The organism is Streptomyces sp. DT224, assembly GCF_049844595.1.
In the GTDB taxonomy this organism is placed as follows: Bacteria; Actinomycetota; Actinomycetes; order Streptomycetales; family Streptomycetaceae; genus Streptomyces.
On record NZ_JBNCLI010000006.1, the window covers coordinates 24,930 to 50,525 of the forward strand.

A 25,596-nucleotide genomic window follows, 5' to 3' on the forward strand; every position below is an offset into this window, starting at 1 on the left:
GCGTCGCTGGACGCCGAATGAGACGGATAGTGTGACGCGATCCGGTGCTACCGGCCGTTGGGCCGTGCACTTCTGGAGAGAAAGACTGAGCGCCTTTTCGGGGGAGGCGCCTCGCGTGGCACCGACGGAGGACTCGAGCAACCGTGGATGCGCAAAGCCGTGGGCGGGCGGACAACATGGATGATCCCGCAGACCAGTGGGTTCTCAACCCGGACACCGGCGATTACGAACTGCGACTGAACGACTCCGGAGGGAACGCCCCCCGGTCCGCGGTCCCTCCGGCGCAGCGCCGGCCGTCGAGCACCCCTCGCCGTGCACCCGCGGGCGACTCCCCGCGGCGGGCCACCGAGGTGCCGCGCCAGGGCGGGCGGCGGTCGGCGAACGGCGCGCGCGGCCAGCAGCGCCCCGCACCCGGTGACACCGGCCCGGGTCGCCGTAAGCGCAAGGCCCCCAAGTCGCGCGGCAAGAAGGCGCTGCTGTGGACGGGCGGCGTGATGGCCTTCGTACTCGTGGGCGTCTCGGCCGGCGGCTACTGGCTCTACCAGCGCCTCAACGGCAACATCAACACCGTGGACATCGGCGACGCCGGCAACAAGGACGTCGTCACCGCCCACGCCCCCATCAACATATTGGTCATCGGTACGGACAAGCGCACCGGTAAGGGCAACGAGGGCTACGGCGACAAGGGCAGCGTCGGCCACGCGGACACGAACATCCTGTTCCACGTCTCCGAGGACCGCACCAACGCCACGGCGATGAGCATCCCGCGCGACCTCATCACCGACATCCCGGAGTGCAAAGCCAAGCAGGAGGACGGCTCCGAGAAGACCATCCCGGGCACGGAGCACGTCCGGTTCAACCGGAGCCTCGGCGAGAGCGGCCGCGACCCCGGCTGCACGATGAAGACGGTCGAGGAGCTGACCGGGGTGAAGATCGACCACTTCATGATGGTCGACTTCAACGCGGTGAAGACCCTGTCCACGGCGGTCGGCGGCGTCAACATCTGCCTCGACCACGCCATCAACGACCCCAAGTCCCACCTCAACCTGCCCGCCGGCCCGAACAAGGTCGAGGGCGAGGACGCGCTGGCGTTCGTACGGACGCGGCACGCCTACGCCAACGGGAGCGACCTCGACCGGATCAAGGGCCAGCAGCAGTTCATCGGGTCGATGATCAAGCAGGCCAAGTCGGACGACACGCTGACCAGCCCGACGAAGCTGTTCAAGGTGGCGGACGCGGCGACCAAGGCCCTGACGGTCGACAAGCCCATCGGCGACGTGAAGAAGCTCAGCACGCTCGCCAAGGAGATCACCAAGACGGACACGAAGAACATCACGTTCGTCACCATGCCGGTGATCGACAACCCCGACGAGCCCAAGCCCGTCACGGTCGTCCCGCACCCGACGCAGGCCGAGCAGCTGTTCTCGATGCTGCGCGACGACACCTCGCTCACCGAGGTGGCCGCGCAGAAGAAGAAGGCCAAGAGCAAGCAGGACGCGCTCCTCAAGGGAACCAAGGCCGCGCCGGCCGACGTCCGCGTCGATGTGTACAACGGCGGCGAGGTCCCCGGCGGTGCCCAGCAGACGGTCACCTGGCTGCAGAACACCAAGGGCGTCCTGAAGTCCACGAACAAGGCCAACGCGCCCGAGAAGATCGCCAGGACGACGCTGGAGTACGCCCCGAACCAGGCGGACCAGGCCCGTGCCCTCGCGGAGATGATGGGGCTGCCCGGCTCCGCGATGAAGCCGGGCACCACCGACGCCGAGGGGCTCCAGGCGATGGTGCTGACGCTGGGCAAGGACTTCCAGGCGGCCGGTACGCCGATCACGGCACCGAAGAAGATCGACATTCCGAAGTCCAGCGCCGAATCCGCGGGGTGCTCCAAGTGACGCCGTCTCACCGCGCCATACGAGTCTGAGCAGCAGGGGGGTCCTGGTGGGACGGAGCAGCACGACTGGGGAGGGGACGCGGTCGCGGACGCACTCCCGCCGGAAGGGCGGGGACGAGGGCGGCGGCGACCGGGCCGGCACGCACCCCGGTGACACCGGGCACGGCGACGGCGGCGGGCGGGCGGGCCATCGGCGTGCCAAGCCGCGTAAGCGGGCTGCGAAGAAGTCCCGAAGACGCCGTGTGTTCCGGTGGATGGCGATATCCATGGCGGTGCTGATCCTGGGCACCGCCACCGCCGGATACCTCTACTACCAGCACCTCAACAACAACATCCGCAGCAGCGCCCGCAGCGGTGGCGAGAGCGGTGTGAAGAAGGCCGCGCCCAACGCCGCGGGCGACACCCCGCTGAACATCCTGCTGATCGGCTCGGACAGCCGGAACAGCGCGGAGAACGTGAAGCTCGGCGGCAGCAAGGACACGGTCGGGGACAAGCCCCGGGCCGACGTGCAGATGCTGTTGCACATCTCGGCGGACCGGAAGAACTCCTCGCTGGTCAGCATTCCGCGCGACACGATCCTCGAGATCCCCGAGTGCACGGACCCCGACACCGGTCAGAAGTACCCCGCGACGGACAACAGGCCGATCAACGAGTCCCTCCAGCGCGGCGGCCCCGGCTGCACGCTGACCACCTGGGAGAAGCTCACCGGCGTCTACATCGACCACTGGATCATGCTCGACTTCGCGGGCGTGGTGGCCATGGCGGACGCGATCGGCGGGGTGGAGGTCTGCGTGAAGACGGGGGTGTGGGACAAGCCCACGCGCCTCGTTCCCGGGGGCTCCGGCCTCAAGCTTCCGGCGGGAAAGAACACGGTGCAGGGCAAGCAGGCGCTGCAGTGGCTGCGTACCCGGCACGCGTTCGGCAACGACCAGAACCGGGCCAAGGCACAGCACATGTACATGAACTCCATGCTGCGCACGCTGAAGAAGCAGAACCTGTGGTCGGACGCGGGCCGGCTGATGAACCTCGCGGAGACGGCGACCAAGGCCCTGCAGGTCTCCGACGAGATCCGTTCGGTCAAGAAGCTGTACGACCTGGCGATGCAGCTCAAGGGCGTGCCGATCAACCGCATCACCATGACGACGATGCCGACGGCCGAGTGGTCGCAGGACAAGAACAAGCTGGTCCCCGTCGAGAAGTCCGCGGATTCCCTGTGGCGTCTGGTCCGTGAGGACGTCGCGTTCGACAAGAACGGCAAGGAGAAGAAGAAGCCCTCGTCCACCGCGAAGCCCTCCGGGCCCCCCGCGGCGGAGCCGGCGACGCTCGGCGTCTCGGTGGTGAACGGCACGGGTGTCGGCCAGCCGTCCAAGGACGGGCGGGCCGGCGAGGTCGCCGACATCCTGCACGGCAAGGGCTTCGCCGAGGCCAAGACCTCGCAGCCCTCCGAGCCGAGCAAGGACACGGTGGTGCGGTACGCGAAGGAGGACGGGGCCCAGGGCAGGTCGGACGCCCAGTCCGTCGCCGAGGCGCTGGGGCTCCCGGCCACGGCGGTCGAGGCCGACCCGAAGGCCGGCGGGCTGACCCTCGTCGTCGGTGCGGACTGGCGCGAGGGGACCGTGTACAAGGCCCCGAAGGCCGAGGCGGGTGAGCTTCCGGAAGGCGCGGACGACCTCAACGCCGCGGACGAGGACCAGTGCATGGACATCTACTCCGTCTACAAGTGGGACGGAAAGAGCTGACACGCGGTACGCGAGAGGGGGCGCCCGGTCCGGCAGGGCGCCCCCTCTCGTCCGTCTCGGACCTTCGTCCGGATCAGGCCACCGGCGCGCCCGGCTCGGCGATCGCCGGGCGGCGGCTCGCGATGACCTTCCTCGCCAGCGAGCGCGGGCTCGTCAGGAAGCCGTAGCCCCAGGACATGTGCATGGTCGCCAGCGCGACCGGGATCTGCGCGCGGGCCTTCAGCGACAGGCCCTTGCCGGCGGGGAGGGAGCCCGCGACGATCGCCGCGACGTACCCGCCGGGGACGATCAGCGCCCACGGGGTGACCGCCGCGCCCACCACGAGGCCGGCCGCGATGGCGACGACGGCGGTCGGGGGCGCCAGGTAGCGCAGGTTGATGGAGCCGGCGTGGTAGCGGGCGACGACGTGGCGCCAGCGCCCGTAGTCCTTGTACTGCTTGGCGAGCGCCCGGACGGAGGGGCGGGGGCGGTACTGGACGCGCAGCTCGGGCGAGAACCAGATCAGGCCGCCGGACTCGCGGATGCGGAAGTTCAGCTCCCAGTCCTGGGCGCGGATGAACTCGACGTTGTACCCGTCGGCCTTCTCCAGCGCCTCGCGGCGGAAGACGCCCAGGTACACGGTCTCGGCGGGGCCCGCCTGGCCGCCGGTGTGGAAGGCCGCGTTGCCGACGCCGATCTTCGAGGTCATGGCCGCCGCGACGGCGTCCTCCCAGGCGTTCTCGCCCTCGGCGTGCATGATGCCGCCGACGTTCTGCGCGCCCGTCTCCTCCAGGAGCCGGACGGCGGTCGCGATGTAGTTCGGCGAGAGCATGCCGTGGCCGTCGACGCGGACGACTATCGGGTGGCTCGACGCCTTGATCGCGGCGTTGAGGGCGGCGGGGGTGCGGCCGGTCGGGTTCGGCACGGTGTGGACGCGGGGGTCCTCCGCGACCAGCTCGGCGGCGATCGCGTCCGTACGGTCCGTGGAGGGGCCGAGCGCGATCACGACCTCCATCTCGCCCGCGTACTCCTGCTCCAGGATGTGGCGCACGGAGTTACGGAGGTGGCGCTCCTCGTTGAGCACCGGCATGATCACGGAGACGGCGGGAGGCTGCGCGGCAGACATGTGGTCCTCGGGTGGTCCTCGGGGGCGCCGGGGGCTCGTACCCCACCGGGCGGTATTCGGCCGCCACGTTACCGCGAATGGGGGACAGCGGCGCGCGCCCCCGGGTGGCCTCCCGGGATGAGGATCATACGGGCCTACCGTACGAACGGTCCCCCTCGCACCGCGGAGGTGTCTCCCCGTGCCCACGCCGCACCGCTCACCCCGTCCCGCCCGGCCCCGCCCCGCGCCCGCACGGCGCCGGCGGCCGAGAAAGCAGGACGAGCGGCCGCACTGGGGCATGCGGGTCGCGACCGGTCTCTCGGTCCTGGTGCTCGGGGCGGGCGGGATCGGGCACGCGGTCGTGACGAACCTGGAGAACGGGATCGACCGCGTCGATCCGTTCAAGGACATGAAGAACCGGCCCGCGGGCGGGCGCGGCATGAATCTGCTGCTGGTCGGCACCGACGGCCGCGAGAAGATCAGCAAGGACGAGAAGCGGAAGTACCGGCTGGGCGGTGAGCCCTGCCACTGCACAGACACGATCATGCTGGTCCACCTCTCGGCGGACGAGGAGCGCGCCAGCGTCGTCAGCCTCCCCCGCGACAGCTACGCGGAGATCCCGGCGCACCGGGACCGGACGACCGGCAAGGAGCACGCGGCGCACCCGGTGAAGCTGAACGCGGCGTACGCGGAGGGCGGGCCGGCTCTGACCGTGCGCACCGTCGAGCACATGACCGGTGTCAAGATCGACCACTACCTGGAGGTCGACTTCACCAGCTTCATGACCACGGTCGACACCCTCGGCGGGGTGAAGATCTGCACGACCCGCCCGCTGAAGGACTCCTACACCGGCCTGGACCTCGCGCCCGGCCCCCACACCCTCGACGGCGGCCAGGCACTCCAGTACGTACGGTCCCGGCACATCGACGGGGCCGCCGACCTGGGCCGGATGCAGCGCCAGCAGAAGTTCATGGCGTCGCTGATCAAGCAGGCGACGAGCAGCGGGGTGCTGCTGAACCCGGTCACGTTCCGGGAGGTCGCCTCGACGATGCTGAAGTCCGTCCGGGCCGACCGGGGCTTCGACACGGAGCAGATGCTGTCCATCGGCCAGGCGATGCGGGGGTTCTCGGCGGCCTCGTCCGAATTCGCCTCGGTGCCGATGGGCGATGTCGCGTACCAGGTCAAGGGCATCGGTTCCACGGTGAAGTGGGACCCGGTCAAGTCGAAGCAGCTGTTCACCGCCCTGCGCGAGGACAAACCCCTGACCACGGCCCAGCCGGCCGAGAAGGCCCCGGCGAAGAAGGTGGACGTCCCGCCGGCCCGGATCCGCGTCCAGGTCTACAACGGCACCGCGAAGGACGGCCTGGGCTCCGAGGTCGATGCCGCACTGCACGCCACCGGCTTCGACACGACCCGGGCACCGCTCACCGCACCGGGGCACGACCTGAAACGCACCCTGGTCACGTACGACCCACGCTGGGACCGGTCCGCGAAGACCCTGGCGGCGGCGCTGCCGGGCGCCGAGCTGCGGGCGGTGCCGGGGCAGGGGGCGACGATGCGGGTGACGGCGGGCACGGATCACCACGCGGTCGAGCGGGTCCACGCGGAGGAACCGGAGCCGGGGAGGTTCGGCGCGGTGAAGGGGGACGAGGTGGCGTGCGCGTGAGGCGGGCGGAGCCGGCCCGACCGGCGTCTGACGTCACCCCGGCGACCCCGGCCCGACCGGCGCCTGAGGACGGCACCGGTCAGGGGTGAGCCCCGCACCTCTCGGTCAGCCCCGTGGCCCTCAGTCCTCGATGCCCTCGGCGATCCGCTTCTCGCGGAGCTCCCTGATCGCGCGGCGCCGCGCCAGGCGGTGCGTGCGGCGGATCTGGGCCTCCTGGTAGCGCCGCTTGTCGCGCTCGGTCTCCGGGATCACCTGCGGTACGGGGCGGGGCCGGCCGTCCGCGTCGACCGCGGCGAACACCAGGTACGCGCTGCCGACCTGCGTCGCGGGCGTCGACTCGTTCCAGCGCTCGGCCATGACCCGGACGCCGACCTCCATCGAGGAGCGGCCGGTCCAGTTGACCTGGGCGCGTACGTGCACGAGGTCGCCGACGCGGACCGGCTCCAGGAAGACCATCTCGTCCATCGAGGCCGTGACGGCGGGCCCGCCGGAGTGCCGGCCGGCCACCGCGCCCGCCGCGTCGTCCACCAGCTTCATGATCACGCCGCCGTGCACCGTACCCAGCAGATTGGTGTCGCTGCCGGTCATGATGTGGCTGAGGGTGGTCCGGGAAGCCGCGGTGGGCTTGCCCGGAATGTCGCTCTCCGGGCGCGGAGCCTGATCTGTCATACCGTCCACCTTATGCGGGGGCCGGAACGGCGTCGCAATGCATCAGCTTCGCAACAGCCCTGGTGCGATTTTCCTCTCGCCCTGTAAGAGGGACGGCCCCGGCCTGCACACTGGTCCGTATGAACGATTGGCCCGACGGCTGGACCGACGACAACCGCAGCGGCAACCGCTACGGGCAGGGCAGCGCGAGCGAGCGGCCCGAGAGCGCCCGCTCGATGCCGCACGTCCAGCGCCGCCCGGCCCCGCCGCCGCAGCGCCCCGCGCCGCCGAGGCAGCGCCCGGTACCGCAGCAGCCCTCGGGCTACGACGGCGGTCACCCGCAGTACGACGAGGGTTACGACAGCGGCTACAACACGGGCCAGGTCTACGGCTCCGGCAGCGGCGGCCACGGTCCGGGCTCCGGCGGCGGCGACCGGGGCCCGGCCCAGGGCCGCCCCAGACCCGCGCCCAACTGGGGCCGCCGGATCAAGATCGGCGCGCTGGTCCTGGTCGTCGCGCTGCTCGGCGTCTCCGTGGGCACGTACTTCTGGGCCGACTCCAAGCTGAACCGCGCCGTCGACCTGTCGAAGGTCATCGAGCGGCCGGAGGCGGGCAAGGGGACGAACTACCTGATCGTCGGCTCGGACAGCCGCGAGGGCATGACGTCCGAGGACAAGAAGCGGCTCCACACGGGCTCGGCCGACGGCAAGCGGACCGACTCGATGATGATCCTGCACACCGGCGACAACGGCCCGACGCTGGTCTCGCTGCCGCGTGACTCGAACGTCGAGATCCCGTCGTTCGTCGGCTCCGAGTCCGGCAAGAAATACCCGGCCACGGGCAGGACGACGAAGCTGAACGCCGCGTACGCCACGGACGGTCCCGAGCTGCTGGTCCGCACGGTCGAGTTCAACACCGGCCTGCACATCGACCACTACGTCGAGATCGGCTTCGGCGGCTTCGCCAAGGTCGTGGACGCGATCGGCGGGGTCGAGCTGGACATCCCGAAGGCGTTCAAGGACAAGTGGTCGGGCGCCGACTTCCCGGCCGGCAAGCAGACCCTGAACGGCCAGCAGGCCCTGGCCTTCGTCCGCACCCGCCACGCCTTCACCTCGGACCTGGACCGCACGAAGAACCAGCAGAAGTTCCTCGCGGCCCTGGCGAGCCAGACGGCGACGTTCTCCACGATCGTCAACCCGTTCAAGCTGTACCCGACGATGGGCGCCGGCCTGGACACGCTGATCGTGGACAAGGACATGTCGCTCTGGTCGCTCGGCAAGATGTTCTTCGCGATGAAGGGCGTCACGGGCGGCGAAGGCACGTCGATGAACATCCCGATCGCCGGGAACGTGGGCTCCAACCTCGCCTGGGACAAGGCGAAGGTGAAGAAGCTGGTGGAGCAGCTGAAGAACGACGAGAAGGTCACGGTCACGGAGAACTGAGGGGGTGCGGCGCCGCACCCCCTCCACCTGATGCGGAGCCGCCATGCCCGTCCGGATCGTGTACGAGTCGCACGCCACGACCACCGACAACGAGGCGGGTGTCGCCACGGGGTGGCTGCCGGGCAGGCTCTCTCCCACCGGGCGCCGCCAGGCAGCCGAACTGGGCGAGCGGCGGAGCGGCACCGGGCTCGACGCCGTCTACACCTCGGACCTGGCGCGCGCCGTGGAGACGGCCCGCATCGCGTTCGCCGGTGCCGGGTCGCCGGTCCTCCGCCAGGACGCGCGCCTGCGTGAATGCGATTACGGGGAGCTGAACGGCGGCCCGACCGCCGTGGTCCACCCCTTGCGCACGCGGCACATCGACCGCCCGTGGCCCGGCGGCGGCCAGAGCTACCGGGACGTGGTCGAGGCGACGGCCGCGTTCCTGCGGGACCTGGCGGCCGAGTGGGACGGAGGCCAGGTCCTCCTGATCGCCCACTCGGCGAACCGCTGGGCCCTGGACTGCCTGCTGGCGGGAGCCCGGCTGGAGAGCGTCGTCGCGGATCCGCCGCCCTGGCAGCCGGGCACCTTCTACACCCTGCCCTGAGCCAGCACCGCCACGTGCGGCAAGGTCAGCAGACCGTCGTCCGCGAGGAATTCGGGGCACAGGGCGTCGTACGCGCGCTTGGCCGCCGCCACGCCCTCCGGGCCGGCGCTCGTGACCATTCCGCCGACCGCACCGATTCCGGCCGCGAGGCCCGCCCACCAGTCGTCCGGGGCGACCCGGTGGTCCCAGGCGTGCGCGGTGCTCTGTACGTCCCCGAGCCCGGCGGCGGTGAGCAGCGCGGCCAGGCCGTCCGGGGTGCGCGCGAAGTTGCGTTCCTCGTCCACCGTGGCCATCCAGTCGGGCCGGGCGAGCCCGGCGGCCTGGGCGGCCCGACCGACCAGCGCCTGGCCCGGAGCGCCGGGCAGCTGCCAGACGGTGACGGCGACGGTGCCTCCGGGGCGGGTGACCCGGCGCATCTCGACCAGCGCCTCCAGGGGGCGGCCGACGTGGTTGACCACGAAGTTGGCGACGACCGCGTCGAACTCCCCGTCGGCGTACGGCAGCCGGGGCAGCGTCCCGGAGCGCACCTCGGCCCCGGGCGCCGCCCGCCGGGTCGCCTCGACCATGCCGGGCTCGGCGTCCACGGCCCGGACGGACGCGCCGCGCCCGAGGGCGGCGGCGGTCACGTTGCCGCTGCCGCACCCCACGTCGAGCAGGCGGGTCCCGGGCGCGACACCGGCGGCGTCCAGCAGGGCGGGCACGGTGTGGACGCACAGCCGGGCAGCGGTGCGGGCGTAGGCGTCGGCCCGCCCGCCCCATATCCGCCGCTCCATCACATCGAACGCGGTCATACGGTGTCGCCTCCGGTACGGCTGGTCGGGGTCTGCGGTTCGGTCTCGTTCAGGTCCTCGTGCAGGGCGCCGAGGACGCGCCCGGTGGGCTCGTCGCGCGCGGACAGCTCGGCGAGGGTCCACCCGGGCAGCCGCCCCGCCACCTCGTCCGGCTCGTCGCCCCGTTCCGGGTCGTCCAGCCCCTGGAGCAGGGCGAACGCGGTCTCCCTGGCCACCTCGCGGGCGATCTCGCCCAGCTCGTCGGCGGTGAGCCCGAGGCGCACGGCGCGTTCGACGGCGCCACCGGCCGCGCCGTCCCTGCGGTAGGCGGCGACCCAGTCGGACGCGGTGGTGCTCCAGGCGTCGATGTCCTGCCACACCATCCGCAGGAACCGGAACCGGGCGAGCTGCGGCAGCCCCTCCTCGGCCTCGGACTCGGCCCACCCCTCGGCGTCCTCGGCCCCGAGCGCGTCGAAGAGCCGGGCGAGGCGCGCTATGCCCTCAGGGTCCTCAGGCACTGCGGAAGTTACGGGACAGCCAGGGGCTGAGCATGGTGCGCGGCACCAGCTCCTTGTACGTCTCGTCCCCGGGCAACGGCACGACGAGCCACTGCCCCGGCGGGAACAGCCGGCCCTTCACGTACGCCATGCCGCCGTACACGGACCGCAGGAACGCGGGCACCGAGTCCCGGTCCACGTCCTCGAACACCACCCCGTCGACGGTGACCCGTGCGTCGTCCTCCGGGAACACCTGCACGGTGACGGCCGGGACCCCGCCCAGCTCGATGAACGCCTCGTGCGGCAGGGACCCGTCGGCGTCGACCACGGCGAACGCCCCCGCGGACTCCCGCCGGGAGGTCTGGTCGGCCCCGATGTCGTCGGTGACCGTGACCTCCAGGTTGTACGCCTCGGCGACTTCTCGTATGGCGGTGACGGCGGCCTCGGTGGTGGGCAGGTGGGGGTGCGTCATGCGGCCCGGGCCGCGTAGGCGACGAAGGCGGCCCAGGCGTGCGGGGGGTGGGCGAGGTGGGGGCGGCGGGTGTCCTTGGAGTCCCGGACGAGGACGGCGTCCTGCACAGCCGCGACCTCGACACACTCGCTGCCGTTACTGCTGTCGCTATAGCTGCTCTTGATCCACTCCGGCGTGGAAGCATCCCCGGCGGACAGCTTGCGCATCATGTCTCTCCCAGCACTTGCTCGATGAACGCCTTCGACTCCCCAGGAGTGAGAGCCTGGGCCCGGATCATTCCACACCGCAACTCAAGGATTCTGAGCCGCTTCGGGTCGGAGACGGGCCGCCCGCCAAAGGCGCCCTCGGAGCGCCCTACCGCCGTTCCATCCTTGAACTTCAGCACCTGGATCTCACCATCGATTCCCGCGTGCTCGTCGCGATCCATGGGCATCACCTGGATGGTGACGTTGCGCAAATCAGCCATCGCCAGAAGGTGTTCAAGCTGGCGGCGCAGAACCATCTTGCCTCCGAGCGGGCGGCGAAGCGCCACTTCTTCCTGGACGAATGCGAACGTCGGGCTGGGCAAGCGCTCGAAGACCACCTGCCGGGCCATGCGTGCGGCAACGCCGCGCTCCACCTCTTCCTGGGAGTACGCAGGCTGCCGCATGGAGAACAGCGCACGCGCGTACTCCTCCGTCTGCAACAAGCCGTGGAAGCTGCCATTGCCGTACGCCAACAGCTCCACGGCCTGGGCTTCCATCTTCGCCAGCTCCCGGACCTTCTTCGGGTACCGCACCACCGCCAAGTCCTGCTTCATCACAGCGATCTTGCCGTGCGCACCCAAGAGGTCATCCGACTTGTCCAGGTACTCGGGCCGGGGGATGCGCCTGCCGCCCTCCACCTTGTAGATCAGGTCCTCCCCGTACCCGATCAGCACTCCGAACTCCGCCGCCCGCATCCCCGCCGCCTCGCGCCACGCCTTGAGCTGGCGGCCCACGGCGGCGACCACCGCCGCGCCCGACTCGTCCTCGGGATCGACGTCCCAACCGTGCTCGTCCGCCTCGCTGTTGGCGTTCATCCGTGCCCCACTTTCGACGTGCGTGCCGTTCTTGCTCAACCGCTGACGTCCCCACACGTCACGCCGGACAGCCGGGACAACGCCGGACAAGCGCCGGACATTCACCGCAGGCAGGCGCGGGCGCACCGGGTCGCGGGTTTCCACGACCCGGTGCGCCACGACGCGGAAGGCCGCGACCCGGTGTGCCACGACGCCAAATGCTTTGAAAGAACCTCGGGAAAGAACCCAACCCCACCCCACCCGAACCCCGTCCGAACGCCGATCACTCGCGCGGGTGACAAATGGCAACTGAGCTGGATTTGGGGTCGGTTGTCGGGCATATGCTCGCGGCAACAACCCCCAGAGACGAGTTGGCCCCGACCGGGACTGTGAACCCCGGCCAGGGCCTGACCACCGAGGAAGAAGTGAGCTTCCCGATGACTGCCCAGCAGGCTATCGCGCCCCCGTGCGCCCCGCCCGGTTCACCCGGCTCCCCCGGCGACGCCACACCGACCTCCGGTGTCATCCACGTCAACTCCCGCCACACGTACGGCTTCACGGTCATCGGCAACCACCTCGCGCAGCACGACGAGCTGTCCCTCCTCGCGATCGGGCTCGCCGTCCACATCCAGTCACTGCCCGAGGGCGCGAAGATCGGCGTCAAGGTGCTCGCCGCCCGCTTCCCGGAGAGCGAGATGCGGATCGCGGCCGGCCTGCGCGAGCTGGAGGCGGCGGGCTACCTGCGCCGCATCCGCGTACGCCTGCGGGACGGCCGCGTACGGACGCGTACGGAGTCGCACAACCGGCCGCACGCGACGGCCCCGGCGCCACCGGTGCCGGACGAGGCCCCGCGCACCACGGCACCGCCGCCCACCCCGCCGTACGAGCACCCTCGCGCGGCTGCCCCGCCGCCCCCGCCCGGGAAACCGCGCACCGAGCCGAAGCCAAGTGCGGCACCCGCACCCAGGCCGCTTCCCCAGCCCCGCACCCTCGCCTTCCACCAGGCCGCCGCCCTGCTCCTCGCGGACCTCCGCCGCCACGCGCCCGTCCTGACGCTCTCCGAGGCGGACGTCGCCGCCCTCGCCCCGGGGGTAGCCACCTGGCTCGAACGCGACGCGCACCCCGACGCCATCCGCCGGGCTCTCACCACGGACCTCCCGGCGCCCCTCGCCCACCCGGCGCGCCTCCTCCGCCACCGCATCACGGCCCTCCTGCCACCCCCGCTCCCGGCCCCGGCGGCGCTGCCCACCGTCATCCCCCTCCAGAACTGCGACGGCTGCAACCGAGCCTTCCGCGCCCCGGAACCGGGTGCATGCCGCGACTGCCGTACCCCCTGAACCGCCGGACTACCGAACGGACCCGCATGGTCAGCTCACCCCATGAGGCGATGCACCGCATCTTCCAGGAATACCCGGGACTCTTCTCCCGGGTGTCCGAGGTGCTCGGTATCGATATCCCGCCGCCCGTCTCCGCCACCGTTCTGCCCACCGACCTCACCGAGAACAGCCCGGTCGAGCGACGCGTGGACACCCTCCTCCGCATCGAGACGCAGGAGGAAGGGGCCTTCGTCCTCGCGATCGAGGCGCAGGGCAAGAAGGACCCTCGCAAGGCCGCCAGCTGGCCGTACTACGTCAGCTATCTCCACAACAGATACGGCGGCCTGCCGGTCCTGCTCCTCATCGTCTGCCAGGACCGCGCCACTGCCGAATGGGCTGCCCGCCCCCTCACCATCGGCCTGCGACAGTGGCAGACGCTCACCCTCCGCCCACTCGTCGCCGGACCGCACAACATGCCCGTCATCAAGAGCGTCGCGGAAGCCCGCAAGGACCTCGCACTCGCCACCCTCGCGGCCATCACACATGCCGACAATCCCGACGTCGGTGCCATACTGAAAACGCTGTCCGCAGCACTGCGGGACGCGCCCGAGAACATCACCGACCCCATCGTCGAACTCACCGCACAGGGCCTGGGCAGTCGTCCGGCCGCACAACAGTGGAGGAACCTGGTGGCCGTGGACACCTCTTTCTACAAGTCCTTCATGTCGGAGGAGATCCGGGACGAGGGCCGCGCTGAAGGCCGCGCTGAAGGCCGCGCAGAAGGTCTGCTGCTCGTTCTCGGTGTACGTGGCATCGCCCTCACCGACGCGGACCGCGAGAAGATCGCCACCTGCACCGACCCGCAGCTCCTGCACGAATGGCTCCAGCGCGCCACCACGGTCTCCTCCGCCGAGGAAGTGTTCCGCGCCTCATGACCGAAGCAACCGCCACCGGCGTCATGGCCGAGCTCGCCGCGCTGGACGATCCCAAGGCACGCGCCGTCAACGCGCGGCACGGCGACGACCACGGGGTGAACCTCAGCAAGCTGCGCGCCCTCGCCAAGCGGCTGGGGAAGCGGCAGGAGCTGGCCGTCGAGCTGTGGGAGACGGACGACACCGCCGCGCGGCTCGTCGCGTTGCTGGTCTGCCGGCCGAAGGAGTACACGCGGGACGAGCTGGACCGGATGCTGCGCGAGGCGCGGGCACCGAAGGTGCACGACTGGCTCGTGGGTTACGTGGTGAAGAAGAGCCCGCACGCGGAGGGGCTGCGTCTCGCCTGGACGGAGGATGCCGATCCGGTCGTCGCGAGCGCCGGGTGGGCGCTGACCGCCGACCGGGTCGTGAAGAAGCCCGACGGCCTCGACCTGGGCGGGCTGCTCGACGTCATCGAGGCGGAGATGCGCGGCGCCCCGGAGCGCCTCCAGTGGGCGATGAACACCTGTCTCGCCCAGATCGGCATCGAGCACCCGGAGCACCGCGCCCGCGCGCTGGACATCGGCGAGCGGCTGGGTGTGCTGAAGGACTACCCGACGCCCCGGGGATGCACGTCGCCGTATGCGCCGGTGTGGATCGGGGAGATGGTGCGGCGCAAGGGCGAGGCGTAAGGAACGCTACGCCGCGTTGCGCCAGACCGTCATGTCCCCCGTGACGAAGGCGACCTCCGGCATCGCGGTCGACTTCGTCACGATCACGTACAGCGCGATGTCTCCGGAGGCGTTCTTCACGCAGATCTCGCTTCCGCTCGCCACGGCGGCCAGCGGAAGGCTGCGCATCTTGCTGTGGTCGAGAAACAGACGGCAGTCGTCGAGCGTGGCGCCCGGCTTGCCGTACATCAGCACGAACACGCTCGTGTCGCTCGTCAGTTCGCAGCCGGGCGTCTTGCAGCTGAAGCGGATGTCGCCCTGCTTGCCGTTCACACCCTCGAACGGGTTCGCGAGGTTCACCGAGCGCTTCGCGGTCACCATGACCGGGGTGTACGGCTCGGCCTTCGGCTCCCGGGGCGAGGGCGACGTGCTCGGCGCGGTCAGCGCGTCGGCGACCCTGCCCGCCGACGAGGAACGCGCCGACTCCGGCGTGGTCTTCCTCGCCCCCGACGACGGAGCGGCCGACGCCGACGCGTCGGCCCGGTGCGCTCCCCCGCCCATGGGCCCCATCGCCCGCCAAGCCAGGCCGAGGACCAGCAGCGCGCTCACCACGCCGACGGCCGACACCAGCGCGACGCGACGCCGGCGTGCCCCGCGCTCGGCCGGTGCGGGCGGCGGCGCGGCCCAGGGATCCGGCCGCACCGGGGTGGAGTCGGGCACCGGGGCCGGGACCGTGGCCTCCGGGCCGCTGATCTCCCGCCACACGGCGTGCGCCCCGTCCGCGTCGGCGCCCGCGCCCAGCCGTTCCCGGCACCACTCCACGATCTCCGCAGGGGCGGGCCGCTCGGCCGGGTCGGCGGCCAGGCACCGGGCGAACAGCGGCCGCAGGGGTTCGGGCAGCAGGGTCAGGTCGGGCTCGGAGTGGATGATCCGGTACAGCACGTAGACGCCCGGGCCGTCACCGTAGAGCGGCTTGCCCAGCGCCGCGAACGCCGCCGTCTGGGCCAGGGCGAAGACGTCGCTCGCCGCCGTGGCCCCCTCCCCGGACGCCTGCTCCGGGGCCATGTACGAGGGGGTGCCGATCGGGTGGCCCGTCGTGGTGTACGAGGTTCCGTCGACGGCCAGGGCGATGCCGAAGTCGATCACGCGCGGCCCGTCGGCGGCCAGCAGCACGTTGGACGGCTTCAGGTCCCGGTGCACGATGCCTTCGGCATGGATGGCCTCAAGCGCCTCGGCCATCCCCGCCATCAGCAACAGCAGGACGGGCACCGGCAGCGGGCCGCGCCGGGCCACGGCCTGGGTGAGGGACGGGCCGGGCACGTACAGCGTGGCCAGCCACGGCGGCGCGTCCTCCGCGTCGGCGTCGATCAGCTCGGCCGTGTACGCGCCGCGCACCCGCCGGGCCGCCCGGATCTCCCGGCCGAACCGCTTCCTGAAGTCCGGGTCGTCCGCCAGCTCCGGCCGGACGACCTTGACCGCCACGGCCCGGCTGTCCTCGGTGTGCGAGAGGTAGACCCGGCCCATGCCGCCCGCGCCGAGGCGGGCGGCGAGCCGGTAGCCCGCCACCTCGGCCGGGTCGGTCGCCTGAAGCGGCTCGAAGACATCCGTCACGTCCATCGGCCCGCTCCCCCACTGTGATGCACCGGCCAACGCCCGCAGCCTAGCAACGGCCCACGCGGTGTTGATCAACGCACGCACGCGACAGCCCCCGGCATCGCGGCCGGGGGCTGTGCCGGGGCCTTGCTACGGCAGGTTCCGCGCCATCACGATGCGCTGGACCTGGTTCGTGCCCTCGTAGATCTGCGTGATCTTGGCGTCCCGCATCATCCGCTCCACCGGGTAGTCCCGCGTGTAGCCGTAGCCGCCGAGGAGCTGGACCGCGTCCGTGGTGATCTCCATCGCGACGTCGGACGCGAAGCACTTGGCGGCGGCGCCGAAGAACGTGAGATCGGCGTCGACCCGCTCGGACTTGGCGGCGGCCGAGTACGTGAGCTGCCGGGCGGCCTCCAGCTTCATGGCCATGTCGGCGAGCATGAACTGGACGCCCTGGAAGTCCGCGATCGGCTTGCCGAACTGCTTGCGCTCCTGGACGTACCCCTTGGCGTAGTCCAGGGCGCCCTGGGCGACGCCGAGGGCCTGGGCCGCGATGGTGATGCGGGTGTGGTCCAGGGTCTTCATGGCGGTGGCGAAGCCGGTGCCCTCCTCGCCGATCATGCGGTCGGCGGGGATGCGGACGTTGTCGAAGTAGACCTCGCGGGTCGGGGAACCCTTGATGCCGAGCTTCTTCTCGGGGGCGCCGAAGGAGACGCCCTCGTCGGACTTCTCCACGACGAAGGCCGAGATGCCCTTGGACCGCTTCTCCGGGTCCGTGACGGCCATGACCGTGTAGTACTCGGAGACGCCCGCGTTGGTGATCCAGCGCTTCACGCCGTTGAGGACCCAGAAGTCGCCGTCGCGCACGGCGCGGGTCTTCATGCCGGCGGCGTCGGAGCCCGCGTCCGGCTCGGAGAGGCAGTACGAGAACATGCCGTCGCCCTTGGCCAGCGGGCCCAGGTACTTCTTCTTCAGGGCCTCGGAGCCGGACAGGACGACCGGGAGCGAGCCGAGCTTGTTGACGGCCGGGATCAGGGAGGAGGACACGCAGGCGCGGGCCACCTCCTCGATCACGATGACCGTGGCGAGCGCGTCGGCGCCGGCGCCGCCGTACTCCTCGGGTACGTGGACCGCGTGCAGGTCGGCGGCGGTGAGGGCGTCCAGCGCCTCCTGCGGGAAGCGGGCCTCCTCGTCGACCGCGGCCGCGAACGGGGCGATCTTCGCCTCGGCGAGCGCACGCACCGTCTCACGGAGCATGTCGTGCTCCTCAGCCGGACGGTACAGGTCGAAATCGGTCGAACCCGCCAAGACGCTCACTCCCCAGGGTGCTAACTACCGTTAAGTAACCCAATTTTAGGTGTTCGACCCTCCCCCGGCATACGCGCTCGGGCCGTGAGCTGCGCGACAGCCGGAAAAGGGAGGTCCCACGGGCGGGACTATGCTCGTTCACCGCATCTCCGCCCGCACCTCACAGGAGCACTTCATGGCCCTCAGGATCACCGTGATCGGCACCGGCTATCTGGGCGCCACGCACGCCGCGGCCATGGCGGAGCTCGGCTTCGAGGTCCTGGGCCTCGACGTCGTGCCCGAGAAGATCGAGATGCTGTCCGCCGGCCGGGTCCCGATGTACGAGCCGGGTCTCGAGGAGATGCTCCAGCGGCACGTCGCGGGCATCGAGGGCTCCACCGGGCGGCTGCGGTTCACCACCTCCTGGGAGGAGGTCGCCGAGTTCGGCGATGTGCACTTCGTCTGCACCAACACCCCGCAGAAGCACGGCGAGTACGCCTGCGACATGACGTACGTCGAGAGCGCCTTCGACTCGCTGGCCCCGCTGCTGACCCGGCCCGTGCTCGTCGTCGGCAAGTCCACCGTGCCCGTCGGCTCCGCCGCCCGCCTCGCCGCCCGCCTCGCGGAGCTGGCCCCCGTGGGCGCCGACGCCGAGCTGGCGTGGAACCCGGAGTTCCTGCGCGAGGGCTTCGCGGTGGACGACACGCTGCACCCGGACCGGATCGTCGTCGGGGTGACGAGCGAGCGGGCCGAGAAGGTGCTGCGCGAGGTCTACGCCGTCCCGGTCGCGGAGGGCTCCCCGTTCGTCGTGACGGACTACCCGACCGCCGAACTGGTGAAGACGGCCGCCAACTCCTTCCTGGCCACCAAGATCTCGTTCATCAACGCCATGGCCGAGGTCTGCGAGGCCGCCGACGGCGATGTGGCGAAGCTGGCCGAGGCCATCGGCCACGACGAGCGCATCGGGAAGAAGTTCCTGCGGGCCGGCATCGGCTTCGGCGGCGGCTGCCTGCCCAAGGACATCCGCGCCTTCATGGCCCGCGCCGGCGAGCTGGGCGCCGACCAGGCGCTGACGTTCCTGCGCGAGGTCGACTCGATCAACATGCGCCGCCGGGGCCACATGGTCGAGCTGGCCCGGGAGGCCGTGGGCGGCGGCTCCTTCCTCGGCAAGCGGGTCGCCGTACTGGGCGCCACGTTCAAGCCCGACTCGGACGACGTACGCGACTCGCCCGCGCTCAACGTGGCCGGCCAGATCCACCTCCAGGGCGGCCAGGTCACCGTCTTCGACCCGAAGGGCATGGAGAACGCCCGCCGCGTCTTCCCCACCCTCGGTTACGCGGAGAGCGCGCTCGACGCGGTGCGCGGCGCGGACGTCGTACTGCACCTGACGGAGTGGCGCGAGTTCCGGGAGCTGGACGCGGAGGCGCTGGGCGCGGTCGCGGGCCACCGGATCATCCTCGACGGGCGCAACGCGCTGGACCCGGTCGCCTGGCGTGAGGCCGGCTGGACCTACCGGGCGATGGGCCGGCCGACAGCCTGACTCCCCCGGGACGCGGTATACCGGTAACCGTCTGTCCGTAGTCCACCCGAGGAGGAAGCATCATGGCTCTGGCCGCAGTGGGTTCCGTCGTCCTGGACTGTCCCGACCCCGTCGCCCTGGCGCACTTCTACGCCGCGCTGATCGGCGGAGAGGTCGAGCAGCAGGAGGACTGGGTGGAGCTCACCGGAGGCGCGGGCGCCCCGCTCGCCTTTCAGGCCGCCCCCGGCTTCGTACCGCCGAAGTGGCCGAGGCCGGACGCCTCGCAGCAGTTCCACCTGGACCTGAGGGTGGCCGATCTGGACGCGGCGGAGCGTGAGGTGCTGGCGCTGGGTGCGACGGTGCTGGAGGCGGACGACCGGGAGCGCACCTTCCGGGTGTACGCCGACCCGGCGGGGCACCCGTTCTGTCTCTGCGCCTCCTGAGGAAGACGCCCCGCCGGCTCAGGCCGCCGGGGCGTCCAGCTCCTCGATCGTGGCGTGCGACGGGCCGCGCCGGGTGCGCAGGTCCCGCGCCACGTCCTCGGCGGCGCGCAGCACCCGTACGGCGTTCTGCCAGGTGAGCTTGGCCAGGTCGGCGGCGGACCAGCCCCGGCGCAGCAGCTCCGCGATCAGGTTCGGGTAGCCGGCGACGCTCTCCAGGCCCTGCGGGAGGAACGCGGTGCCGTCGTAGTCGCCGCCGATGCCGATGTGGTCGACGCCCGCGACCTCGCGCATGTGGTCGAGGTGGTCGGCGATGGTGGCCACGGTCGCGGCCGGGCGCGGGTTGGCCGCCTCGAACGCGGCGTGCAGCTTCATCGCCCGCTCGGTGGTGTCCAGGTGGTGCAGCCCGTGCGCGCGCAGGTTCTCGTCGGCCGCCTGGGTCCAGGCGACGGCCTCGGGCAGGACGAACTTCGGCACGAAGGTGGCCATGGCGATGCCGCCGTTGGCGGGGAGCTGGGCGAGGACGTCGTCGGGGATGTTGCGCGGGTGGTCGCAGACGGCGCGCGCGGAGGAGTGCGAGAACATCACCGGCGCGACGGAGGTGGAGAGCGCGTCCCGCATGGTCGTCGCCGCGACGTGCGAGAGGTCGACCAGCATGCCGGTGCGGTTCATCTCGCGGACGACCTCGTGGCCGAACGGCGAGAGTCCGCCGACACCGGGCTCGTCGGTCGCGGAGTCCGCCCAGGCGATGTTGTCGTTGTGGGTGAGCGTCATGTAGCGGACGCCCAGGGCGTGCAGGCCGCGCAGGGTGCCCAGTGAGCCGGCGATGGAGTGGCCGCCCTCGGCACCCATCAAGGAGGCGATCCGGCCCTCGGCGCGGGCTGCCTCCATGTCGTCGGCGGTCAGGGCGCGGCGGAGGTCGGCCGGGTAGCGGTCGAGCAGCTCGGCGACGACGTCGATCTGCTCCAGGGTCGCGCTGACGGCGGCGTCGCCCGCGAGGTCGGAGCGCACGTAGACGGACCAGAACTGGGCGCCGACGCCCCCGGCGCGGAGCCGGGGGATGTCGGTGTGCAGGTGGGCCGACTGGTCGGTGGCGATGTCGCGTACGGCCAGGTCGTAGCCGGCCTGCTCGCGCAGCGCCCACGGCAGGTCGTTGTGGCCGTCCACCACCGGGTACTCGGCGAGGAGTTCCCGGGCCCGGTCCAGTCGGTCCGTCATGGTGCCTACTTCCCGAAGCCGAAGGACTCCGCGCCCGCCGCCTTCTGGCGCAGCCGCTTGCCCTTCTCGGTCGCCTGGTCGTTGAGGTCGCCCAGGAACTCCGTCATCCGGCCCTGGAGCTCGGGGTCGGCCGCGGCCAGGACGCGGACGGCCAGCAGGCCGGCGTTGCGCGCGCCGGCGATGGAGACCGTGGCGACGGGGATGCCGGCGGGCATCTGGACGATGGACATCAGGCTGTCCATGCCGTCCAGGTACTTCAGCGGGACCGGCACGCCGATGACCGGCAGCGGGGTGACCGAGGCGAGCATGCCGGGCAGGTGGGCGGCCCCGCCCGCGCCCGCGATGATCGCCTTGAGGCCGCGGCCCGCCGCGTTCTCGCCGTACGCGATCATCTCGCGGGGCATGCGGTGGGCGGAGACGACGTCGACCTCGTACGGGATCTCGAACTCGTCCAGGGCCTTGGCCGCCGCTTCCATGACGGGCCAGTCGGAGTCCGAGCCCATGACGATGCCGACGGCCGGTGCGGCGGAGGCGGGGGAAGTCATTCGGTGATCGTTCCTCGCAGGTAGTCGGCCGCGTGCCGGGCGCGCTCGCGCACGTCCGCCAGATCGTCGCCGTAGGTGTTGACGTGTCCGACCTTGCGGCCGGGCTTCACGTCCTTGCCGTACATGTGGATCTTGAGCTGCGGGTCGCGCGCCATGCAGTGCAAGTAGCCCTGGTACATGTCCGGGTAGTCGCCGCCGAGGACGTTGCACATGACCGTCCAGGGGGCGCGGGGGCGCGGGTCGCCGAGGGGGAGGTCGAGCACCGCCCGGACGTGGTTGGCGAACTGCGAGGTGATCGCGCCGTCCATGGTCCAGTGCCCGGAGTTGTGCGGGCGCATCGCCAGCTCGTTGACCAGGATGCCGGGCTTCCCGTCGGGTCCACGGGTCTCGAACAGCTCGACTGCGAGGTGCCCGACGACGCCCAGCTCGGAGGCGATGCGCAGCGCGAGCTGCTGGGCCTCGCCCGCCAGCGCCTCGTCCAGCTCGGGGGCCGGGGCGATCACCGTGTCGCAGACGCCGTCGACCTGGACGGATTCGACGACCGGGTAGGCGACGGCCTGGCCGTGCGGCGAGCGGACGATGTTGGCCGCCAGTTCCCGTACGAAGTCGACCTTCTCCTCGGCGAGCACCGGGACACCGGCCCGGAACGGCTCGGCCGCGTCCGCCTCGGAGCGGACCACCCACACGCCCTTGCCGTCGTAGCCGCCGCGCACGGTCTTGAGGATGACCGGGAAACCTCCCGCCTCCTCGGCGAAGGCCACGGCGTCGGCCGGGTCCTTCACGATGCGGTGGCGGGGGCAGGGCGCGCCGATCTCGGTGAGCTTCGCGCGCATCACCCCCTTGTCCTGGGCGTGCACCAGAGCGTCGGGGCCGGGGCGCACGGGGATGCCGTCCGCCTCCAGGGCCCGCAGATGCTCGGTGGGCACGTGCTCGTGATCGAAGGTGATCACGTCACAGCCGCGCGCGAAGGCCCTCAGCGTCTCCAGGTCGCGATAGTCGCCGACGACGACCTCGCCCGCCACCTGGGCCGCGGAGTCCTGAGCGGTGTCGCTGAGGAGCTTGAACTTGATGCCGAGGGGGATGCCCGCCTCGTGGGTCATACGGGCGAGCTGACCGCCACCGACCATGCCGACTACCGGGAACGTCACGCTCCCAGGGTATCCGCACCGCCCGCCCGCGCCCGTGGGCGGGGGCGGGCCCGCCACACGCGTCACGGTACGCACGGGCGTCCGGCGGGCGTCCTGGTTAGCATGGCCGGGTTGACGGAACACGGAGCGGGACCTACGGACGGACTGAGCGATCACATGAGCGAGCGAGGCGCACTGCGGGCCCGGCTGGAGTTGCTGGCCCGGGAGATCGCCAAGTTCGGCGTGGTCGGGGCGGTCGGCCTGGTCGTCAACATCGCCGTGTCCAACCTGCTGTGGCGCTACACGGACCTCCCCACCGTGCGGGCCGGGCTGCTCGCCACGTTCGTCGCGATCCTCTTCAACTACGTGGGCTTCCGCTACTGGACGTACCGCGACCGCGACAAGACCGGCCGCACCCGTGAGCTGACCCTGTTCCTGCTGTTCAGCGCGGTCGGCGCGGTGATCGAGACCGGCGTGCTGTACGTGGCGACGTACGGGTTCGGCTGGGACACCCCGGTCCAGAGCAACGTCTTCAAGATCGTCGGGATCGGCGTCGCGACGCTGTTCCGTTTCTGGTCGTACCGGACGTGGGTCTTCAAGACGCTCCCCGCACCTTCGGAGGTGGTTGCCGACAAAGAGGCCCTCGTGACCACCGTGCCAGCGCCGCCCGTGCGGGTCGAGGCGGATCCGGCGCGCCGGTAGCGTCTCCGTTACCGGACCGGGCGTTCCGGTTCCGTTCTGTTCTGGGCCATGCGGCTCAGGAACAGGGCGAAGACCGGGGGCTGCTGCTGGAGGAGTTCCAGGCGGCCGCCGTCCGCCTCGGCGAGGTCGCGGGCGACCGCCAGGCCGATGCCCGTGGAGTTGCGGCCGCTGATGGTGCGCTCGAAGATCCGGGCGCCCAGGTCCGCCGGGACGCCGGGGCCCTCGTCCGTGACCTCGATGACCGCCTGGTTGCCGGTGACCCTCGTGCGCAGCGCGACCGTACCGCCGCCGTGCATCAGGGAGTTCTCGATCAGTGCGGCCAGGACCTGGGCGACCGCGCCGGGGGTGCCGACGGCGCTCAGCCCGTGCTTGCCGGAGCAGACGATGGCGCGCCCCTCGCCCCGGTAGGCCGGGCGCCACTCCTCGATCTGCTGCTTCACGACCTCGTCCAGGTCGAAGACGACCGCCGAGCCGGTCCGGGGGTCCCGGGCGTTGGTCAGCAGCCGCTCCACCACGTCCGTGAGCCGTTCGACCTGGGCGAGGGCGATGTGCGCCTCCTCCTTCACGGTGTCCGGGTCGTCGGTCAGCGAGATCTCCTCGATCCGCATGGACAGCGCCGTGAGCGGCGTACGCAGCTGGTGGGAGGCGTCCGCGGCGAGCCGGCGTTCGGCGGTCAGCATCCGGGCGATGCGTTCGGCGGAGGAGTCCAGGACGTCGGCGACGCGGTCCAGCTCCGGCACCCCGTAGCGCTTGTGGCGCGGGCGGGGGTCGCCGGAGCCCAGGCGTTCGGCGGTCTCCGCGAGGTCGGTGAGCGGCGAGGCGAGCTTGTTCGCCTGGCGTACGGCGAGAAGGACGGCGGAGACGATGGCCAGCAGCGCCACCGCGCCGATGATCATCAGCGTGCGGCCGACCTCGCGGGTGACGGCGGAGCGGGACTCCTCGACGGTGACCTTCTCACCGTGCTCGCCCGTCTCCGTGGCGGTGATCACTCTGCCGCCGGGGCGCTCGCCGACCTCGATGGGGGCGCGGCCGGGCATCTTGACGAGGGCGTAGCGCTTGTCGTCGATCTGCTCGGCCAGCACCCCGGGGTTGATCCGCTCGGAGCCCAGGAGCCGGCTCTCGATGACGCTGATCAGCCGCAGCGCCTCGGAGTCGACGCTCTCCTGGGCGCTGCTGCTGATGGTGCGGGTCTCGACGATGACGAGGGAGACGCCGAAGACGGCGATCACCACGAGCACGACGGCGAGGGTCGAGTTGATCAGTCGTCGGCGCATGCCTGCTTCTGTACGTCAGCCGGCTCGGGCGGCCGGGCGGATACCGGGGACGCTACAGGCCGCAGGGCCTGTCCGGCGGATCTTCGCGGGCCGGCCCTCAGCTCTTCTCGAAGCGGAAGCCGACGCCCCGGACCGTGGCGATGTAGCGCGGGTTGGCCGCGTCGTCGCCGAGCTTCTTGCGGAGCCAGGAGATGTGCATGTCGAGCGTCTTGGTGGAGGACCACCACGTGGTGTCCCAGACCTCGCGCATCAGCTGGTCGCGGGTGACGACCCGGCCCGCGTCCCGGACGAGGACCCGCAGGAGGTCGAACTCCTTCGCGGTGAGCTGCAATTCCTCCTCGCCCATCCAGGCCCGGTGCGATTCGACGTCGATGCGGACACCGTGCGTGGCGGGCTGGGGGGCGGGCTCGGTGGCGCCGCGCCGCAGCAGGGCCCGGACCCGGGCGAGGAGCTCGGCGAGGCGGAAGGGCTTGGTGACGTAGTCGTCGGCGCCGGCGTCGAGTCCGACGACCGTGTCCACCTCGTCCGCGCGGGCGGTCAGGACGAGGACCGGCACGGTGTGACCCTCGGCACGCAGCCGGCGGGCGACCTCGAGGCCGTCCATCCCGGGCAGTCCCAGGTCGAGCACGACCAGGTCGATGCCGCCCTGGAGTCCGGCGTCGAGCGCGGTCGGTCCGTCTTCCCGCACCTCGACCTCGTAACCCTCCCGCCGCAGGGCGCGGGCCAGCGGCTCCGAGATGGATGCGTCGTCCTCGGCGAGCAGTACACGGGTCATGCACTGATGGTAGTCCGCGCGGCGGACAGCTCGGGAGGCGATGGGAGAGGCCTGCGGGACTGGGTGCCGTTACCGGTAGGACCTTCGAATATGTGAGTGTGGTTGCACCTGGACCTGTGATCCATCTCTCAAGTCCTTCCATATCGGGCTCTGTCGTGTCGTATGGTGTCTCAACGCCTATTGCACTACTCAAGGACCTTTGGGCAGCTCTGAGCGCCAAGGGTCTCTTTTGTGTGCGGGGCCGGTACCCGCCGGCCCGGAAGTTTCAGTGAATGACCTGTGGGCCGGGCCCGGACCGCCGACGAAGGCGCTCCGGGTGTGGATCCCGTCGCGGAAGGGCGTACCCGCGGCGGTGCCGGCCTCCCCCCACCGGGCGCGTACCCGCTT

At 71.3% G+C, this 25,596-nt stretch carries 25 protein-coding genes; 11 read left to right on the top strand and 14 right to left on the bottom strand.

Annotation, left to right across the window (positions count from 1 at the left end; translation table 11 throughout):
• The first annotated feature begins 176 nt into the window (after window positions 1-176).
• The gene (locus ACLQ2N_RS15710) at window positions 177-1,889 is read left to right on the top strand and encodes an LCP family protein (RefSeq protein ID WP_425813277.1); all 1,713 of its coding nucleotides are present in this window, start codon (window positions 177-179) and stop codon (window positions 1,887-1,889) included.
• A 253-nt stretch (window positions 1,890-2,142) separates the two neighbouring features.
• On the top strand, window positions 2,143-3,627 hold the full coding sequence (locus ACLQ2N_RS15715) for an LCP family protein (protein WP_425813279.1): 1,485 nt from the start codon (window positions 2,143-2,145) through the stop codon (window positions 3,625-3,627).
• Window positions 3,628-3,700: 73 nt separating this feature from the next.
• On the opposite strand, the gene ACLQ2N_RS15720 is transcribed toward ACLQ2N_RS15715, so the two are convergent.
• Window positions 3,701-4,732: a glycosyltransferase family 2 protein gene (locus tag ACLQ2N_RS15720; RefSeq protein WP_425813281.1), complete on the bottom strand. Its 1,032-nt coding sequence runs from the start codon at window positions 4,730-4,732 to the stop codon at window positions 3,701-3,703.
• Window positions 4,733-5,009: 277 nt separating this feature from the next.
• On the opposite strand from ACLQ2N_RS15720, the gene ACLQ2N_RS15725 reads away from it, so the two are divergent.
• Window positions 5,010-6,377 (top strand): LCP family protein, encoded by a 1,368-nt coding sequence (locus ACLQ2N_RS15725; RefSeq protein ID WP_425814191.1) that lies wholly within the window; start codon window positions 5,010-5,012, stop codon window positions 6,375-6,377.
• Window positions 6,378-6,497: 120 nt separating this feature from the next.
• Here ACLQ2N_RS15725 and ACLQ2N_RS15730 read toward each other — a convergent pair whose 3' ends face one another.
• Window positions 6,498-7,046, bottom strand: coding sequence for an acyl-CoA thioesterase (locus ACLQ2N_RS15730; protein WP_425813283.1), 549 nt, complete (start codon window positions 7,044-7,046; stop codon window positions 6,498-6,500).
• Between the two features lie 119 nt (window positions 7,047-7,165).
• Here ACLQ2N_RS15730 and ACLQ2N_RS15735 point away from each other — a divergent pair, with 119 nt between their 5' ends.
• Both ACLQ2N_RS15735 and ACLQ2N_RS15740 read left to right on the top strand, forming a co-directional pair.
• Window positions 7,166-8,467 (top strand): LCP family protein, encoded by a 1,302-nt coding sequence (locus ACLQ2N_RS15735; protein ID WP_425813285.1) that lies wholly within the window; start codon window positions 7,166-7,168, stop codon window positions 8,465-8,467.
• Window positions 8,468-8,510: 43 nt separating this feature from the next.
• Window positions 8,511-9,053, top strand: coding sequence for a histidine phosphatase family protein (locus ACLQ2N_RS15740; RefSeq protein ID WP_425813287.1), 543 nt, complete (start codon window positions 8,511-8,513; stop codon window positions 9,051-9,053).
• Here ACLQ2N_RS15740 and ACLQ2N_RS15745 read toward each other — a convergent pair.
• The 5 genes from ACLQ2N_RS15745 to ACLQ2N_RS15765 are packed head-to-tail and all read right to left on the bottom strand — an operon-like array spanning window position 9,038 to window position 11,852.
• Window positions 9,038-9,844: a class I SAM-dependent methyltransferase gene (locus ACLQ2N_RS15745; protein WP_425813289.1), complete on the bottom strand. Its 807-nt coding sequence runs from the start codon at window positions 9,842-9,844 to the stop codon at window positions 9,038-9,040. The two genes, ACLQ2N_RS15740 and ACLQ2N_RS15745, sit on opposite strands and share 16 nt — an antisense overlap.
• Window positions 9,841-10,341, bottom strand: a complete 501-nt coding sequence (locus ACLQ2N_RS15750; RefSeq protein WP_425813291.1) for a hypothetical protein — start codon at window positions 10,339-10,341, stop codon at window positions 9,841-9,843. The genes ACLQ2N_RS15745 and ACLQ2N_RS15750 overlap by 4 nt, the downstream gene beginning before the upstream one ends.
• On the bottom strand, window positions 10,334-10,792 hold the full coding sequence (locus ACLQ2N_RS15755; protein WP_425813293.1) for a hypothetical protein: 459 nt from the start codon (window positions 10,790-10,792) through the stop codon (window positions 10,334-10,336). The genes ACLQ2N_RS15750 and ACLQ2N_RS15755 overlap by 8 nt, the downstream gene beginning before the upstream one ends.
• Window positions 10,789-11,001 carry a DUF397 domain-containing protein gene (locus tag ACLQ2N_RS15760; protein WP_425813295.1) on the bottom strand — a complete coding sequence of 71 codons (213 nt, stop codon included), beginning with the start codon at window positions 10,999-11,001 and terminating at the stop codon, window positions 10,789-10,791. The genes ACLQ2N_RS15755 and ACLQ2N_RS15760 overlap by 4 nt, the downstream gene beginning before the upstream one ends.
• Window positions 10,998-11,852: a helix-turn-helix domain-containing protein gene (locus tag ACLQ2N_RS15765; RefSeq protein ID WP_425814193.1), complete on the bottom strand. Its 855-nt coding sequence runs from the start codon at window positions 11,850-11,852 to the stop codon at window positions 10,998-11,000. The genes ACLQ2N_RS15760 and ACLQ2N_RS15765 overlap by 4 nt, the downstream gene beginning before the upstream one ends.
• A gap of 416 nt (window positions 11,853-12,268) precedes the next feature.
• On the opposite strand from ACLQ2N_RS15765, the gene ACLQ2N_RS15770 reads away from it, so the two are divergent.
• The 3 genes from ACLQ2N_RS15770 to ACLQ2N_RS15780 are packed head-to-tail and all read left to right on the top strand — an operon-like array spanning window position 12,269 to window position 14,750.
• Window positions 12,269-13,168: a helix-turn-helix domain-containing protein gene (locus tag ACLQ2N_RS15770; protein WP_425813297.1), complete on the top strand. Its 900-nt coding sequence runs from the start codon at window positions 12,269-12,271 to the stop codon at window positions 13,166-13,168.
• 26 nt (window positions 13,169-13,194) lie between these two features.
• Window positions 13,195-14,082: a hypothetical protein gene (locus ACLQ2N_RS15775; RefSeq protein WP_425813299.1), complete on the top strand. Its 888-nt coding sequence runs from the start codon at window positions 13,195-13,197 to the stop codon at window positions 14,080-14,082.
• Window positions 14,079-14,750: a DNA alkylation repair protein gene (locus tag ACLQ2N_RS15780; protein WP_425813301.1), complete on the top strand. Its 672-nt coding sequence runs from the start codon at window positions 14,079-14,081 to the stop codon at window positions 14,748-14,750. Before ACLQ2N_RS15775 ends, ACLQ2N_RS15780 begins: the two co-directional genes overlap by 4 nt.
• A gap of 6 nt (window positions 14,751-14,756) precedes the next feature.
• Here the strand turns inward: ACLQ2N_RS15780 and ACLQ2N_RS15785 are convergent, their stop codons facing one another.
• Both ACLQ2N_RS15785 and ACLQ2N_RS15790 read right to left on the bottom strand, forming a co-directional pair.
• Window positions 14,757-16,346: a serine/threonine-protein kinase gene (locus ACLQ2N_RS15785; protein ID WP_425813303.1), complete on the bottom strand. Its 1,590-nt coding sequence runs from the start codon at window positions 16,344-16,346 to the stop codon at window positions 14,757-14,759.
• A gap of 126 nt (window positions 16,347-16,472) precedes the next feature.
• Window positions 16,473-17,630: an acyl-CoA dehydrogenase family protein gene (locus tag ACLQ2N_RS15790; protein WP_391265576.1), complete on the bottom strand. Its 1,158-nt coding sequence runs from the start codon at window positions 17,628-17,630 to the stop codon at window positions 16,473-16,475.
• 175 nt (window positions 17,631-17,805) lie between these two features.
• Here ACLQ2N_RS15790 and ACLQ2N_RS15795 point away from each other — a divergent pair, with 175 nt between their 5' ends.
• Both ACLQ2N_RS15795 and ACLQ2N_RS15800 read left to right on the top strand, forming a co-directional pair.
• Complete coding sequence (locus tag ACLQ2N_RS15795; RefSeq protein ID WP_425813305.1) at window positions 17,806-19,149, top strand: UDP-glucose dehydrogenase family protein; 1,344 nt, start codon at window positions 17,806-17,808, stop codon at window positions 19,147-19,149.
• A 62-nt stretch (window positions 19,150-19,211) separates the two neighbouring features.
• The gene (locus ACLQ2N_RS15800) at window positions 19,212-19,571 is read left to right on the top strand and encodes a VOC family protein (RefSeq protein ID WP_425813307.1); all 360 of its coding nucleotides are present in this window, start codon (window positions 19,212-19,214) and stop codon (window positions 19,569-19,571) included.
• Window positions 19,572-19,589: 18 nt separating this feature from the next.
• On the opposite strand, the gene ACLQ2N_RS15805 is transcribed toward ACLQ2N_RS15800, so the two are convergent.
• From ACLQ2N_RS15805 to ACLQ2N_RS15815, 3 genes are read right to left on the bottom strand one after another with little or no spacing between them, the layout of a single operon-like run.
• A complete protein-coding gene (locus tag ACLQ2N_RS15805) occupies window positions 19,590-20,786 on the bottom strand; it encodes a dipeptidase (protein ID WP_425813309.1) in 1,197 nt (398 codons plus the stop codon).
• A gap of 5 nt (window positions 20,787-20,791) precedes the next feature.
• Entirely contained in the window at window positions 20,792-21,331 is a 540-nt protein-coding gene (gene purE, locus ACLQ2N_RS15810; protein ID WP_425813311.1) for a 5-(carboxyamino)imidazole ribonucleotide mutase, read from the bottom strand.
• The gene (locus ACLQ2N_RS15815; protein ID WP_425814195.1) at window positions 21,328-22,458 is read right to left on the bottom strand and encodes a 5-(carboxyamino)imidazole ribonucleotide synthase; all 1,131 of its coding nucleotides are present in this window, start codon (window positions 22,456-22,458) and stop codon (window positions 21,328-21,330) included. Before ACLQ2N_RS15815 ends, purE begins: the two co-directional genes overlap by 4 nt.
• 177 nt (window positions 22,459-22,635) lie before the next feature.
• Between ACLQ2N_RS15815 and ACLQ2N_RS15820 the strand changes: the two genes are divergently transcribed.
• Window positions 22,636-23,160, top strand: a complete 525-nt coding sequence (locus ACLQ2N_RS15820) for a GtrA family protein (protein WP_425813313.1) — start codon at window positions 22,636-22,638, stop codon at window positions 23,158-23,160.
• An 8-nt stretch (window positions 23,161-23,168) separates the two neighbouring features.
• Here the strand turns inward: ACLQ2N_RS15820 and ACLQ2N_RS15825 are convergent, their stop codons facing one another.
• Entirely contained in the window at window positions 23,169-24,434 is a 1,266-nt protein-coding gene (locus tag ACLQ2N_RS15825; protein WP_425813315.1) for an ATP-binding protein, read from the bottom strand.
• A 97-nt stretch (window positions 24,435-24,531) separates the two neighbouring features.
• Window positions 24,532-25,209, bottom strand: coding sequence for a response regulator transcription factor (locus tag ACLQ2N_RS15830; protein WP_018104033.1), 678 nt, complete (start codon window positions 25,207-25,209; stop codon window positions 24,532-24,534).
• Window positions 25,210-25,596 lie beyond the last annotated feature (387 nt).